The sequence below is a fragment of the Thermofilum sp. genome (assembly GCF_038871435.1).
GTDB classification, from domain to species: Archaea; Thermoproteota; Thermoprotei; order Thermofilales; family Thermofilaceae; genus Thermofilum; species Thermofilum adornatum.
Genome location: NZ_JAVZIC010000002.1, coordinates 185,060 through 200,099, shown reverse-complemented (window position 1 = coordinate 200,099; position 15,040 = coordinate 185,060). Strand labels below are relative to the sequence as shown.

14 protein-coding genes are annotated in these 15,040 nt (G+C 45.4%); 9 read left to right on the top strand and 5 right to left on the bottom strand.

The features are described 5' to 3' along the window. Nucleotides 1-159: 159 nt before the first annotated feature. Genes QXT17_RS03500 through QXT17_RS03475 form a run of 6 tightly spaced genes read left to right on the top strand, consistent with a single transcriptional unit; the run spans nt 160 to nt 7,145 of the window. Nucleotides 160-1,602: an FGGY-family carbohydrate kinase gene (locus QXT17_RS03500; protein WP_342783647.1), complete on the top strand. Its 1,443-nt coding sequence runs from the start codon at nt 160-162 to the stop codon at nt 1,600-1,602. Next, nucleotides 1,566-2,963 carry an FAD-binding oxidoreductase gene (locus QXT17_RS03495; protein ID WP_342783646.1) on the top strand — a complete coding sequence of 466 codons (1,398 nt, stop codon included), beginning with the start codon at nt 1,566-1,568 and terminating at the stop codon, nt 2,961-2,963. Before QXT17_RS03500 ends, QXT17_RS03495 begins: the two co-directional genes overlap by 37 nt. A 6-nt stretch (nt 2,964-2,969) precedes the next feature. Then, the gene (locus QXT17_RS03490) at nt 2,970-3,764 is read left to right on the top strand and encodes a hypothetical protein (protein WP_148684569.1); all 795 of its coding nucleotides are present in this window, start codon (nt 2,970-2,972) and stop codon (nt 3,762-3,764) included. Nucleotides 3,765-3,776: 12 nt separating this feature from the next. Continuing rightward, entirely contained in the window at nt 3,777-5,540 is a 1,764-nt protein-coding gene (locus QXT17_RS03485; RefSeq protein WP_342814442.1) for an FAD-dependent oxidoreductase, read from the top strand. Next, nucleotides 5,537-6,790, top strand: a complete 1,254-nt coding sequence (locus QXT17_RS03480; RefSeq protein ID WP_020963127.1) for an NAD(P)/FAD-dependent oxidoreductase — start codon at nt 5,537-5,539, stop codon at nt 6,788-6,790. Before QXT17_RS03485 ends, QXT17_RS03480 begins: the two co-directional genes overlap by 4 nt. Further along, a complete protein-coding gene (locus QXT17_RS03475; protein ID WP_052885555.1) occupies nt 6,780-7,145 on the top strand; it encodes a DUF1667 domain-containing protein in 366 nt (121 codons plus the stop codon). The genes QXT17_RS03480 and QXT17_RS03475 overlap by 11 nt, the downstream gene beginning before the upstream one ends. A 48-nt stretch (nt 7,146-7,193) precedes the next feature. Here QXT17_RS03475 and QXT17_RS03470 read toward each other — a convergent pair whose 3' ends face one another. The 4 genes from QXT17_RS03470 to QXT17_RS03455 form a co-directional block, all read right to left on the bottom strand. After that, nucleotides 7,194-7,721: a YbaK/EbsC family protein gene (locus tag QXT17_RS03470; protein WP_187147008.1), complete on the bottom strand. Its 528-nt coding sequence runs from the start codon at nt 7,719-7,721 to the stop codon at nt 7,194-7,196. 45 nt (nt 7,722-7,766) lie between these two features. Then, the gene (locus tag QXT17_RS03465) at nt 7,767-8,894 is read right to left on the bottom strand and encodes a tyrosine--tRNA ligase (protein ID WP_052885692.1); all 1,128 of its coding nucleotides are present in this window, start codon (nt 8,892-8,894) and stop codon (nt 7,767-7,769) included. A gap of 67 nt (nt 8,895-8,961) precedes the next feature. Further along, nucleotides 8,962-10,299 (bottom strand): rhomboid family intramembrane serine protease, encoded by a 1,338-nt coding sequence (locus QXT17_RS03460; RefSeq protein ID WP_020963131.1) that lies wholly within the window; start codon nt 10,297-10,299, stop codon nt 8,962-8,964. A 30-nt stretch (nt 10,300-10,329) separates the two neighbouring features. Then, entirely contained in the window at nt 10,330-10,998 is a 669-nt protein-coding gene (locus tag QXT17_RS03455) for a hypothetical protein (RefSeq protein WP_052885556.1), read from the bottom strand. A gap of 63 nt (nt 10,999-11,061) precedes the next feature. Here QXT17_RS03455 and QXT17_RS03450 point away from each other — a divergent pair, with 63 nt between their 5' ends. Beyond that, nucleotides 11,062-11,511 carry an NUDIX hydrolase gene (locus tag QXT17_RS03450; RefSeq protein ID WP_020963133.1) on the top strand — a complete coding sequence of 150 codons (450 nt, stop codon included), beginning with the start codon at nt 11,062-11,064 and terminating at the stop codon, nt 11,509-11,511. 92 nt (nt 11,512-11,603) lie between these two features. On the opposite strand, the gene QXT17_RS03445 is transcribed toward QXT17_RS03450, so the two are convergent. Further along, nucleotides 11,604-12,665 (bottom strand): hypothetical protein, encoded by a 1,062-nt coding sequence (locus tag QXT17_RS03445; RefSeq protein ID WP_020963134.1) that lies wholly within the window; start codon nt 12,663-12,665, stop codon nt 11,604-11,606. 82 nt (nt 12,666-12,747) lie between these two features. Between QXT17_RS03445 and QXT17_RS03440 the strand changes: the two genes are divergently transcribed. Next, nucleotides 12,748-14,058: an extracellular solute-binding protein gene (locus tag QXT17_RS03440; RefSeq protein WP_148684570.1), complete on the top strand. Its 1,311-nt coding sequence runs from the start codon at nt 12,748-12,750 to the stop codon at nt 14,056-14,058. A gap of 34 nt (nt 14,059-14,092) precedes the next feature. Further along, complete coding sequence (locus tag QXT17_RS03435) at nt 14,093-15,040, top strand: carbohydrate ABC transporter permease (RefSeq protein ID WP_052885557.1); 948 nt, start codon at nt 14,093-14,095, stop codon at nt 15,038-15,040.

Below are 15,040 nucleotides of genomic sequence, written 5' to 3'. Positions count from 1 at the left end.
AAATATAAGTATTCTTTATATATCATTTAGTTGACAGGTATGTTGATCTCCCGCAGTTTAAAGGCTATGAAGGCTAATGTTCTCGGCTCCTCCTACCCTAACCCTAGTTATCTACCTCATGCAAACAATGCCTATTGTTTTGTATAAGAGGCGCCTTAGATGTATAGTGTTATAGATGTGGGAACAACTGGTGTAAAGCTAGCGGTCTTCGACGCAAGCTTAAACAAGATACATTTCGAAAAAACAAGCATTGGATACAAGACCCTACAGACTGGGAGAATAGAACAAGACAGCCAGTTAATGGCGGAAGTTGTTAAAGGCTATGCAAGAAAAGCAAAATCTCTAGGCGCAAGGAAACTTGCCCTAACAACGTATAGGGCTTCAGTGGTCGCTTGGAATAGAAACGGGTCTCCCATTTCAAATATTTTGACGTGGATAGATGGGCGAGGAAAAGAAGTAATTGACAGGCTCCCCTCATGGCTAAAGGCATTTTCCGCTCTAAGTTCTTCTATGAGCCGAATAATTAGGCCTGATACACCTGCCATCCTAATGCGTTGGCTCTATGACAATGTTGAGGGCGTCAGGGAAAAAGTTCTTTCTCGGGAAGCATATGTCTGGACCCTAGATTCCTTTCTGTTATACTCTCTGACCGGCAGATACGTCTCCGATGTTACTAACTCGACACTTACGGGGCTCGTTCACCCGAAAAACCTCGAGGCGGTAGACATTGTTTCCTCCATCCTCGGGCTCCCAAAGTCATATCCAGAAATAGTAGATTCTGTTGAGGATTTCGGAGCATTTGAAGGCTTGGAGATAAAAGTCTCAATAGCTGATCAGCAGTCGGCATCTGTCTTCCATGGACTTTTAGATCCTGGAAGAGTGGGGAGTGTACATGGCACTGGGAGCTTTGTAGAGCAGTCTGCAAGTGGCTTTACTATGCCGAAGCAAGGATTAGTTCCAGTGATAATTGCCGGGATAGAGGGCAAAAGGTACTACGGTGTTGAGGGATTTTTGAGGACGAGTGGAATCGCTGTTGACTGGCTGAGAAACGCAGGCTTCTATTCTACATACGAAGAAATGGAGCAACTTGCCTCTAATGGTAAGCTGAAATCCATTCTCTTACCATTCTTTGGCGGGCTACGTGTGCCGGAGGCGCCTGAGCTAAGGGGAGTCATGTTAGGGCTTGACCCGAGCGTGTCGAGGGCGGACGTATTGCTTGGACTGGCATGGGGCGTATCGCTATATATTGCCTATCTCCTGAGGACGATCATGGAGACTTGTGGAAAGCCTGTTCAGCCATTATGGGCGAGTGGTGGTTATTCCCAGTCTAACGTGTTTTTACAGACCCTAGCTAATGCAACGGGAATGGAGGTTGCAAGGCCTGTTAGCATAGAGGCCACGATTATGGGTGCCCTGAAACTTCTCCTGTATTCTGATGGGAAAATTTCTCTTAAAGAGCTCAAAAATAGCCCATCTCCCTCTCGAGTTTTTAAACCTGAAATAGATGATGTTTCTCGAGAAAGAATATTTGAAAGCTTTAGAGAGGTTTTAGAGGTGTTGGTAAAATGGGAGAAAAATCCACTGTTAGGAGGGAAGTTTTAGAGAAGTTGAAAGAAAAGCTTGGAGAAAAAGTGGCAACCAATGAAGAAGTATTGATGCTTTACAGTAGGGACTACTGGCCACTTGCCTTGTTAAAGGAGACGAAGGGAGAAGAGCTACCTAGACCCCTAGCTGTAGTCTGGCCCGAGTCGACAGAGGAAGTTACAGAGATAGTAAGGTTGCTTAATGAGTATGGGGTCCCATTTGTTCCATATGCCGGTGGTTCAGGCGTAATTGGTGGAACCATCTGTGAAGGCTGTGTAGTGATAGACGTCAAGAGAATGAACAAGATTCTCTCATTCTCTGAGAAAGACGCGGTTGTCACAGTCGAGTCCGGCGTGTTGCTTAGAAGGCTCGAAGAATACCTGAACGAGCGGAAATATACGTTAAGGCATGTTCCCCAAAGCTATCCAGAAGCCGCTATAGGGGGACTAGTTGCCACTATGAGTACAGGACAGTTTAGCACGAAGTACGGCGGCATAGAGGAAATGGTTCTAGATCTAGAAGCAGTGACGCCTGAAGGCAAAATAATCCCGTTCCGGAGGAACTTCGTCCCGAGAGCCGCGACGGGACCCGACTTAAAGAGGCTCTTTATAGGCAGCGAGGGGCAACTAGGAATAATTACAAAGGTTGCATTGAAGGTTTATCCTCTACCAGAGTATCAGTGGAAGAGGGCTTACGCTTTTCCCTCGTTTCTCCATGCCCTCGAAGCCATGCGTGAACTTATGCTTAAAGGAGTGGTTCCCGCTGTTGCACGTATATATGATCGGGACGACTCTGCAGCAAGGTTCCATGATGCCAGAGATATTCTTCACTTAATTTTTGAGGAGAATGTAGACGAACTATTGAAAGCCAAGGTTACAGTTGCACAAAAGGTTGTCGAAAGACATGGAGGGATAGATGTCGGAGAAGAATACGTCGAAAAATGGCTGAAAAATAGGTTTGACGTGATATCAGAGCTAAAGAAACTAGTTGTTCCACTAGACCTGTGGTTTGAGACGATAGAGACATCTGCCCTCTGGAGCAATTTACCAAGAGTCTACGAGAAGTTTAAGAAAGAAGTAAAAGCCGTTCCAGGTGTCTACGCTGTTCTAGCCCATGCATCACACTTCTACACTACTGGTGCATGCATATACTTTACACTCACCTACGATGCAAGAGAAGAAGTATACTGGAAAATGTGGGAAAGAGCAGTACAAGTCCTCCTGGAAAACGGAGCAACAATTAGCCACCACCACGGCGTGGGCCTGCTTAGGTCAAAGTGGGTGGGTGAAGAAATCGGCGAAAGCCTGACATATCTCAAGAAAATAAAGGAGGCCTGGGACCCGAAAAAGCTCTGCAACCCAGGCAAGTGGCTTGGGTGAAGTTTTTTGGTAAGCCTTACCACCCTAAAGGCTATTAAACTCACTCCGGGCCTCGTTGCACGTTTCCTAGTGCTCCCCATACACAAGGTGAAAAACCCCTGCATTTATTGTCCCGGAATATGCCTAGCGTCCTGCCCAACATTTGTCAATACGGGAAACATGGTTCTCAGCCCCCTCGGCTATGCAAGATTCCCGAACCTCGCCCGAGAAAAATGCCTCAAGTGCTGGCTCTGTGTATACGAGTGTCCCGTCGAATTCCCACTTCCAGACACATTCAACAAAGAGCCCGTTGTACTCGAAGAGGTAAGCTATAAGCCTGGAGGAATAATCCTTGTAGCGGACCAAGATATAGACGCAGAGCTAGCGAGTATTCTTTCGGATAAACTTGGCACAGGTCTACTAGTCATAAGAGGAATTAAGAACCGTTATACCCATGGGGGCCCAATAGATGAAAAAAGCGTAAAAAAGATAAAAAAGAGACTCGCAAAAGCAGAACTAGCTCTGGCAGTATCTCCAGAGACTGCGCACACTTTGAACATAAATCCATTAATCCTTAAACTCCCAGCTCTAGGAGTCAAAGTCAGCTACGCGGGGCCCGTCCATATACCCTGTCTCTTAAGGAAGTACAAAGACGAATTGTTAGATGCCCTCGAGAAACTTGGGGTAGCGCTCACATCAATCAATGAGGAATGTGTAAAGCTCTCTATGAAGAAAGATGTCCTCTACTTGTGTCCAGAGGCTAAAAATAGAGGAGGAAAGGTTGTCTATGATTTACTTCTGAGTTCTATGAGTACACACTGAAAGGTGGTTGTTATGGGTCTGGAGGGCAAGGTCAAAAAAGTGCTAGAGAAGTATCGTGGCAGAGATCTTTCATTCACCATAAAGGATGGAGTAGTTTTTCTCTATGGACAAGTGGATACATATGATGAGTGGGTAGAGATAGGGCTTGAAGTGGGGAAGATAAAGGGAGTAGAGGGGGTAGTAAACAAGGTTGTCTGGAAAGGTTTTCCAGAAGAGAAGATAAGGGAAAAAGAGGAGAGGCGGAGAAAGATCTTTGAAGAAAACAAGGACAAGACTGTGGGAAGCTATGATGTATTGATTATAGGTGGCGGCGTGACTGGGACGGCAATTGCCCGCGAGCTTTCTAGGTACAAGCTTAAAGTGGCTATCCTAGAAAAATCTACAGACATCGCCACGGGAACAACAAAGGCAAACAACGGGATGATTCATTCAGGCATAGAGGCTCCCCGCAACACTTTGAAGAGGAGGCTGAATGTCAAAGGCTGTAGAATGTATGAACAATGGGCACGAGAACTAAACTTCAAGTACAAAATGGTTGGTAGCGTCTGGCTTATAACCCCGAGAACCCTAGAAAAATACAGGAAGTATTTTCCTGGCCTACTCTATACACTTATACTGAAATACGTCCTCCCATACGTTGTAGTCCTAAAGGCATGGCTAAATGGGGTTCCAGGAGTCAAGGTTGTCAGAGGCTCAAAAATATTCGAGCTTGAACCGTACGCGGCTCGCGACACATTGGCGGCTGTATATGTTCCATGGACAGGCATAGTTGAGCCGTATGAGGTTGCCGTAGCCCTAGCAGAGAACGCCGCAAAGAATGGTGTAGAAATCTTCACGAATACTGAGGTTGTGGGCTTCCTAAAAGATGGAGAGAGGGTAACAGGCGTAGTTACAAACCGTGGAACATTTTTGTGTCGATACATTGTGAATGCTGCTGGTCTATACGCAGACGAAATAGCCGAAATGGCCGGGAGCCCTGAGTACACTATTCACCCGAGAAGAGGAGTAATAGTACTATTCCACAAGACTACAGGCTCCTACGTAAGGCACTGCCTCGCAGAGATAGTTTTGCCACAGCACCCGAGAACAAAGGGAGGAGGCATCAACCCCACCCCGAATGGGAACGTTATATGGGGACCAACGGCTGTCGAGGTTCCAGACAAGGAAGACGTCTCCGTGGACCCGGAAGAAGTACAACTGATACTCACCAAGTACTCAACCATTCTGAGCGAGTTTCCCAAACAAAAGTTGATTAGGTATTTCGCGGGAGTAAGAGCCGCAACCTTCACCGAAGACTTTGTCATTAGACCAGCCAAGTGGGTTCCCAATCTTCTTCATGTAGCTGGTATACAGTCCCCAGGACTAGCCTCCGCGCCGGCAATAGCCGAATATGCTATAGAGAAGCTCGCAGAGATGGGTCTAGAACTACAGGAAAAGCCCGAATTTGACCCGTACAGGGAGCCGATACCCTCATTGAGGGACATGAAGCCTAGCGACATAGAGGAATTGATAAAGAAGGATCCAAGATGGGGGCATGTTGTATGCGAATGTGAGCTAGTTACAGAGGCAGAAATTGTTGAAGCGGTCAAGAGAGGTGCACGGACACTAGACGCAGTCAAGAGAAGGACACGTGCAGGGATGGGAGAATGCCAGGGCGGGAGATGTACAATTAAGATAGCAATGATAATTTCTCGCGAGCTTGGCGTCCCGCTTTCACAGGTTCTAAAGGAGGAGGCCCCGCTGTTTAATGGCTACGTTAGAGGTGAGAGTGAATGAAGGAGATTAGAAAAGACGTCGTAGTCGTAGGTGGAGGGCCGTCTGGTCTAGCGGCAACAGCTAAACTTGCAGAACTCGGCTACGATGTAGCTCTAGTAGAGTCCGGAGACGAGCTCGGCGGCATCCTTATCCAGTGCATCCATGACGGGTTCGGCACAAAACTCTTTGGAAAAGCACTCTCAGGCCCAGAATTTGCCGGCAACTTCATCGAGAAGGTTAGAGGACTAGGCACAGACACCTTCCTCCAGACACACGTCACAAGTGTAGAGAGAAGAGATGGGCACTGGATCCTAGAAGCGGTAAGCCCAAAGGAAGTAATCAAATTCATCAGCAAGGCAATTGTTTATGCCACTGGATGCAGAGAGCGAACCCCCTTCGAGATACTTTTAGGCGGGACAAGGCCTGCAGGCGTATATACAGCCGGAATGGTTCAGCGGCTTGTCAATCTCTATGGTGTATTGCCTGGAAAAAGAGTCCTTATAGTCGGAGGAGGAGATGTAGGAATGATTGTAGCCCGCCACCTCTACCTGGAAGGAGTCGAGGATCTTCTAGTCGTCTTTCCCGAGCCATGGTTTGTAGGGCTTCCCAGAAACGTACAACAATGCATCTTGGACTTTGGCATACAATTTAGACCGAGAACCATAGTGAAAGAGATAGTAGGCAAAGAAAAAGTAAAAGGCGCGATACTTGTAAAGGTAGACGAAAACTGGCGACCGATAAAAGGTACAGAAGAGTTCTATCCATGCGACTCGGTAGTCTTTTCGGTAGGCCTTGTACCGAACGCCTCAAAGCTGGAGGAGCTTGGAGCCGATATAGATCCAAGAACTAGAGGACCCGTGGTGAACGAGTATTTCGAGACAACGTTAAAAGGAGTCTTCGCAGTAGGCAACCTATTAACACCCTTTGATTATGTAGATGACGCTGTTGAGACAGCATTCATCGCAGCAGAAGGTGTCTCAAAGTTTCTAAACAATGAGCCTAAAAGGGAAAAACCCCTCCCTATACGTCCAGGCCGAAAAGTAAGGCTATACATCCCACACCGCATAGAGTGGCTCCAAGGACGAGACTTGACTTTATTTTTCCGACCATCTGTAGAAGAGGCCAACGCTAAAATCTCATTAAAGCTAGGAGACCTGGAGGTCTACTATACTAGACGCCCATATGTTCGCCCATCACTTTTAGAAAGAATTGTACTACCAAGGGATAGAATTGGAGAAAAAGATGGTGAGGTGGTTCTAGATGTTGAATAAGGTCATTTGTGTACGGTGCCCAAGAAGCTGTGTGATAAGTGTCCTCATTGAGGAAGATACAATTAAAAGCATTGAAGGCTATGGTTGCCGCCTAGGATTAGAATATGCAAAAGAAGAAATAACCAACCCTAAGCGGACAGTATGTTCCACTGTAAGGATAATTGGGGGCAGGTATCCAAGGTTGCCAGTTAGGACATCAGAGCCGGTTCCCAAAGAAAAGATAAAGGAAGTAATAAATCAGCTTAAAGGCCTAACAGTCAAGGCACCTGTTCGAAGGGGAGACGTTATCCTAAGGAACGTAGTTGGGACAGGTGCAGACATAATTGCAGAAATGGACGTAGAAGAAACAAGTTAGCCGGATATTCGTTCTGCTTTTTAAAGAGGTACTCTCTATTAGCGAACATCAAGCATTGTTTTCGCTTTTAACTGGTACATCTAAAGGCAAGGCAAAACCTCTTTCAGCAATTTCTCTCAGGGAAACTTCGAGAAGGTGTTTATCGTCTCCGCCTCCAACAAAATAAAAATCTCCCCCAAGAAGCTTTGAATCAACATACACAGTCAGCTTTTTCTTATGCCCAACGGGAGGAACTCCTCCCGGAGGATACCCAGTATCCTCGACGACCTCTTCAAAGGTTGCCAGCCTGAGCTTCTTGTAACCCAGCATCTTGGCAAGCCTGCCCTGGTCAACCTTCTTGTCAGCCCGTACCACTACCAGCAATGTTTCGCCCGAATCACTCTTAAAGACCACGGTCTTTGCAATCCTCTCAAGTCCTATACCCAGGCTTCTAGAGGCCTGGCCAGAGGTAGCGGCCTCGGGAACCTCTACAATCATGTATCTTATCCCAATTGAATCCAGATACTTTTTTAAGTCCTCGACGCCAAGCATTGCAACCATCTTTTCTTCTCCGGTCTCCCCTAAGGATTTAAACATTTTCTCCAGCAACATAGAATTTTTTACATTCCCTATATGTTGCCGTTACCTTGTGATTTTTAGTTCCCGTAGCTCTTCTAGAAATGAACGGCCTGGGCCCTCAAGGAAAGTTTTACGTGCAGGCTTCAGGAGTTTGGCAAGTTCTTCTGCGACTGTCTCCTTTAGGTCGAGAGGATGTACTTCTTTTCGCTTGTAGGCTTCTTCTAGCTGTGAATAGTTCTCAAAAGTCTTTTTCTCCCCGGTCTTCTTGTTCACTATTTCTAGGGGCTCGCGTCTATCCCGGAATATAATTAGCCGGGCCAGTTCTAAGACAGGGTTAAACTCTGTCTCTCCAGGTGGGCAGAAAGCGCTCCTAATTTTTCTCTTTATCTCCTCCTCGGAATCGTGAATAAATATGGCTGTCTCGGGCTTAGACTTCGACATCTTGATATTGGCAAGCAAGTCTCTAAATTCCTCTGCGTTGGACTTTGCCGCTGAAAGCTTCTCCCAGTCCTCCTTTGTCATCTGGAGACCCGGTAAAAGCTTGTGGTGGAGCGCTACGGGCTTGTAGCCGAAGACTTTCTCTCCAACCTCTATCGCGATTACGTGGGCTTTTCTTTGGTCCATGCCTCCCTGAGGAATATTAACGTTCATGCTGAATATGTCTGCAACCTGCATAGGCACGTAGAGTAGCTGGGCGAAGCTGAGTGCCTCGGACTCGCTCCTGCCGAGAATAGTTACAGACCTCCTTATCCTCGAAAGTGTAGTCTCCATTGAAACCCTCAACACGTTAGTAAAGTAGTCTACGCCAAGCTTCTCATAAAGCTCCGAGCCCAAAATAAACTCAGTCTTGTCGGGGTCTCCGCCTGCAATCTTCAAAGACACCCTAAGAGCTTCCTTGAAGTATCCCCCCGCAACACGCCTAATAACGCTTAGGTCACCACCCAGCTTTTTGTTTATCCAGCTGTGGTAATCCGCCAGGAAAATTCTAGTCTTGACGCCCACGCTCTGCAGGTCTGCAACCTTCTGCATCGAGATGAGGCCTGTCCCCAGGTGGACAAAGCCAGAAATCTCGAACCCAATGTAGTGATTTAGTGGGACACCTGTCTCGATAAGCTTTCTCAGGTTGTCTGGCGTAAGAAGCTCCTCTGTTGGCTCCCTCAAAGCGGCAGATATTATGGTCTCTGGATCCAAGGACAGCACCTCACAATGAGTAACTGGAGAAACTTAAAACATTTTCGATTTTACTCGCAAAAACTTTTCACTCAATGATGGCGTATCTCTCAGCCCTAAGCACATTTTGAACAGCAAAAACGCTGGCAACAAATGAGACAATGGAAAGCTCGACTATTGGTATACCTTTGAAGCCAACTATTGTCTCCTCTGTTGATACGGAGAATTGATACGAGTTTGTGCCCGAGATACTGCAGTAGCCGTAAGGGTCGCATGCCAGGACATCTGTAGTTAGAAAACCCGTTCCAGAGTCGAGCAGGCCATACTGGTCATAGGAGAAACTAGCCCTTAGACTAATATCTACTGGTACCCCGTTAACTGGCCTCCTTGCATTCTTTTGAATAGACACGGTTTTTCCCGCTTCTTCTAATCTGTAGAGAACATTTAATGCCTTCAGCCTGTTGACAACAACCCTTACCCCTGAACTAGCTATAGGGGTAACATCCAGCTTTCCGCTAGGGGATAGTTGCATAATTATGCTCTCGCTCTCACTGGTATTGTCGTGGGTCACGTTAAAGGTCAAAACCTTGCTGATGCCCCCCATTGTTTCAGCGGCAATTGCAGAATAGACAGCTATAACAGCGACTAGGCCTATAAGGAAAGCCACAATATATTTTCCCGTTCTAGAGATCCCCCTCTCGGGGAAAAAGATATTCCTGAAAAACGAATACATGGACGAGTAAAACCTCAGCAGTCCAAGTCTTTCGCTAGAAACCAGCAGAGGCAATAACGCTATGCCTCCAATGAATCCGCCCGCATGGGCAAAAACAGCTACGCCAAGGCTTGCCCCCGGCAGTAGTCCCTGCAGGATCTGGGTGGCAAACCAGAAGATAAGATACGCGGAGGCGCGAGTCGTGAAGCATATAGGGATAATGAAAAAGAAAAAGCACATTGAAAGCCTCGTGCCCGGAAAGAGCAACAAGTAGGCTCCAAGCACTCCGCTTATAGCACCACTGGCTCCCAAGGCTGGGACAAAAGCGGACGAGGCGCCCTCAAGCGGCAGAAAAGCAGTATGAAAGAAGCTCGCCAAAATGCCACTTAGCAGGTATAGCACTAGGTATCTTCGGCTACCCAGCACTGCTTCGACTCCCTTGCCAAACGTGTAGAGGAACAACATGTTGAAGAAAATGTGTGCAAGGTTGGCATGGAGAAACATCGATGTGAACAATCGGTAGAGGTGCTCGGGCTTCGCAAAGTATGCTGGGACAAATGCAAACATTCCAACCCATTTATCGGAAACCTCTAGGAACATGTTCTCGTAGCTTGTAGCAAGATATACAAGCGTGTTGATAATTACGAGGGAAAATGTGACAGGTGCCTTTGCTCTCTGTAGCTCCTCTAAATTTCCCGGAAGAGGTAAACCCATAATATCCAAGCAGAAAGCTTAGAACCTAGCTTATAAATCCTCTTTTTCAACTAACTCTAGCAAGCGCCGTAGCTCGGTCTTACGAACCCCCTTCTTCTCCTCGAGCCACCTCAAATATGCGTCGTCTAGGTTCTTGCTTGGCAAGATATAGTTGAACACGTATTCTATTAGTGCAGAAATTTTCTCTATTGTAGGTTGGTCCATATCCTCGGTTGGCGGATAGGGTAGACCCCACGTGTCAATATTTCTGGCACCCTCTACGCTTCTACTTGCAACAGTAACATAGTTCTCGTCGAGAGGCACTTTCTCCCCCCTGAAAAGTTGCCTCCACTCCTCAAGGTCTATCCGCTTGGACACACGGGCACGAAAAAGCAAAGACAGATACTTGCCGCTCCTCGAAACCAAGTCGAGAGATGAATCACCGTAACACCTCACATCCTTGCCTAGAAGCCTCAGAGACCTAATTAATGGTTCCTCGACCCACAGCCAGCCCCTGGCAAACCCAGGCATAAGGGTCTTAACCTCTTCAACAATGCTGCGCCAGTCAATAATTCCCCTGGCATATGCATTTAGGCTCTTCTCGAGTTCTTTTGGATAAGGTAGATAGACGCCTCTAAACTCTTCACTTAGATCGAGGAGCTTTTCAGCTAAATTTAGTCTTGCAAGTCTCAGCTTAGGAGACAATAAAACGGTAGGCATTTCTTCCTGTAAAGAAATCTTATAACCTTAAACCTTAAAAGGTTTTCCACACTGTTTCTCAGCGTGGAAGAAACATACGAATACGCTATTGTAGCTGTCAGCGCCTTCGTAAAGAAAGAAAACAGCGTTCTACTAGTAAAAAGGGGAAAAGAACCAGGAAAAAACCTATGGGCATTCCCAGGCGGCAGGGTCAGAAAAGGAGAGAGGCTTGTTGAGGCAGTAAAAAGAGAACTATACGAGGAAACCGGAGTAGAAGCCGAGCCGACGGGAATAATAGCCGTCACAGAAGTAATAACAAAGACAAACAACCATGCCAGTTACCACTACGTGATTCTCACATTCGCCTTCAAAGAAGAAACGATACATGGCGACCCAAAGCCAGGAGGAGACGTGGCCGAGGCCCAATGGGTCCCAATACAAAAAGCAATAGAAATGCCAGACGTCGTCTATTCAGTCAAAAGAATACTAGAAAGCCGAAGACTACCATTAATCAACGTGATAACCCTTGAATAGGTCGAATTTATTTTCCAAATACTGTAGCAGAGAAAAATTTTCTTCTGTACCTATACTTTAAGAAAAGATTATATTTGTTCAACTGGAGAGTATTACTTGCAGTTTTTCATATGTTCTAGAGCTATTTCATAGTCTACTGCGAATACCCCTACAGCAAAATCAGATATGCCACCTATCCAGATAAGCTTCTCAGCATATTTAATTAGCCCATCACCAAATACCACACCAGGACGGTCACCATAGAATTCGAACAAATCTCTTCTAGGTGAAAGAATATACTCCGTAATTCCTAACAATTCTCCATCGCTACTAACCAGTGCTAGCCCATTTCTATAAATCATGTCTTGACCAACCCCATGCCAACCGACAAGATATTCGTTGCTCGAGAGCTTTAACGCGTTGGTAGACCAACCCACCTTTTGCTCATAAGACATTGGAAACAATATAGGTTTCATCTCTTTGACGTCCATGCTTAAATCCGATTTGTCGACAAAGCCAAACCACCCTACCTCCAGCCCAGAGTTTTGCATAGGAACAAGAGGCCTTGTCAGAAGAGACGCGTCTCGGTATCCCCAGTCTACAACTGCGCTGTCCTTCCAGAAAGTCTCATATCTCTCGTCTTCAAGTTTAAGAGTTAAATATCCTAATTTACGAAAGTTTCCCTCATTTAGTAACGCAAGTGCTTGTCGTGCCATTACCCCCTCCTGAGAAGGTGAAACACCTGTATAAAGGACCAGGTCTTTACCGCTTGGCAAAGTATAAAGTCTAGGGTCTTCACAACCTCTCAGATCCCAAGGCTCTGTGGGATAGATAATTATATCTGTCTCAATTTCCTTAGGAACAGTTCCTTGGATAAGGTCTTCAATCTTTAAACTAAATTTCCCAATAGATGACGAATACCAATAGTAATCAAAAACCATTCTTGGAAAAACTTCAATAATATTTCCTTTTAAAACAGCTCCCGGATTGAAAACGGCAAGAGGTTTTCGTGGATAATTTCTCACAACAATGTTAGTTGGAAAAATGTAGACGATCCTCTCAAAAACTTCTTTTTCCTTGCCAATCCTTTCGCAACGAGCCTTAATACTTTCTCTTATCTTTTCAAGCAATATCTCTGTAGCTTTATCTTTCCATGTAAGCTTTTTCAGATGCACACTTCATCATTTATATTGTTTGTGATAAATCTTTTTGAGAAAAATTTAAATACTACTAAGAATAGTAAATACTTGACCGAACATGACAACCCCCCAAAAGGGCAAAACTAGAAACACAATAATAGCAATAGCCCTTGTCCTCATCCTTCTCATCGGTGCTGGGCTCTACATATTGATTCCCAAACAACCACAACAACAAGCCCAAGTAGCTGTTATCAGGTTTGCCGGCTGGAGTGCTGGAGAAACAGAAATGAAGAACTACCAAAAAATCATTCAAGACTTCCAAGCAGCCAATCCAAATATCGTCGTAAAATATGAAGTAATCACCCAGATGTTTTCAGAGAATATCCTAGCAAGCTATGCGGCAGGCGCAGCGCCAGACATCTTCTACGTTGACTCAGCGTGGGCACCTACTTTTATAAGTAAGGGAGCACTTTATCCTATAGGAGACAAACTTCCCAAAGACTTTATAGACCAATTTTATCCATTCTTACTAGAACCATTTAAAGGACCCGATGGAAAGATCTATGGTCTACCCAAAGACTGGTCTGTACTTTCTCTATTTTACAACAAGAAGCTATTTGCACAAGCAGGCGTTCCAGAACCTACAGACTCCTGGACGTGGGATGACTTATTCAACGCCGCGAAAACAATATACCAGAAAACAGGCAAGCCGGGACTAGTAATTCAGGCAGAGCTTAACAGGTGGGTTCCCTATCTTGTCTCAAATGGAGCACCTCCACCCAGCTTTAATTCTGCAACAGACGCAGCTTACTTTGACAAACCAGAAGTAAGAAACGCTTTGACAACCCTTATCCAAAAGATCCAACAGGGCAGAAAGGAAGGATACATAGTTTTGCCATCTGACGTGAACGCTGGCTGGAACGGTGAAGCATTTGGCAAGCAACTAGCAGCTATGACTATTGAGGGAAGCTGGACTATTCCTTATATAGCTGACCAGTTCCCGGACTTCAAATATGGAACTGACTGGGACATATCACTTCTACCTAAGGGTTCTGCAGGAAGAGCAAGTATGGCCTATACTGTTGCATTAGGAGTAAACGCTAAAACGGAGAACCTGGATGCCGCCCTTAAATTCATTCAATATGTTGAAGGACCTGTAGGACAAAAACTCTTGGTAGTTAAAATGGGACAAACGCTTCCCTCCATTAAGACACTAGCAAATGACCCAGACTTGTGGCCTTCTCACGCAAAAGAACTTAAAATGGTTAACCAGTATACACGTGTAGCTTTATTCTTCTATGGTCCGAAGACTGGGCAAAACGAAGGCGACATAAACCAGCTAATACTGGCGGCGGTCAAAGGAGAAATATCAATCAACGACGCTATAAACCTCATGAAGACAAAAGTAGCAGAATCATTTAAATCCTAGGAAGTCCAAAAACCCTTAATGGGTGCAAAAATAAATGAATTTTTTTGTTAAAAATAAGTCTTCATTGGAATACCTCGCATTTCTCTTACTAACCCTCTACCCCTTAACCTTAAACTTTGTTTTCGGCTACTTTTCCATGATCTTTGCTTTTGCTTTAAGCTTCTTTGAATGGGATATTCTGACACCTATGCGTTTCGTAGGTGTATTCAACTACTATAAGCTAGCCCAAGAGGTTTATAAAGGTATTAATCTTCTCCTTACAAATACCAACCTTTTATATCTTCAGGCCCCATTCACAAACGGCCTCAAAAATATACTACTCTACACCTTACTGGTAGTCCCTACACAGACTGTTCTAGCATTAGTCCTTGCAGTCTTAGCCAACCAAAAACTCCGGGGATCACACTTCTACAGGGTGGCATACTTTTTGCCAGCAACTACTTGCCCAGTTATTGTGTCTCTAATATTTATCTGGCTATTTATGAGGGACGGCTTTATCAATTACTTTGTATCGGCATTGACAGGTGGCTATAGGCCTGACTGGCTTAACGACCCCGCATATCTTTTGCCAGCAATAGCTATTGTAGCTATATGGGGTACAAGTGCACACTTTTCAGTGACTTTTCTCGCTGGACTACAAGCCCTCCCGAAGGAAGTTTATGAAGCTGCCAGGATTGACGGTGCAAACTGGTTTAACCGTTTCATCCATATAACTATTCCTCTATTAAAACCCCTGGTAACATACGTTGTAGTTTTGGGAACAATAGGTGCCCTTCAAATGTTTGACCTTGCATGGGTTATGGCTGGCCAAAGTGGTGGAGCCGGAGGAGCTGGCTACACTGTCGCGCTAGACATCTACAATACAGCATTTATACAGCTACGCTATGGTTATGCTGCTGCAAAGGCTGTGATTCTCTTCTTAATTGTTTTTACCCTAAATTATTTTGTCCAAGAGAAATTGAAATACTATAGGGTGAGTTAG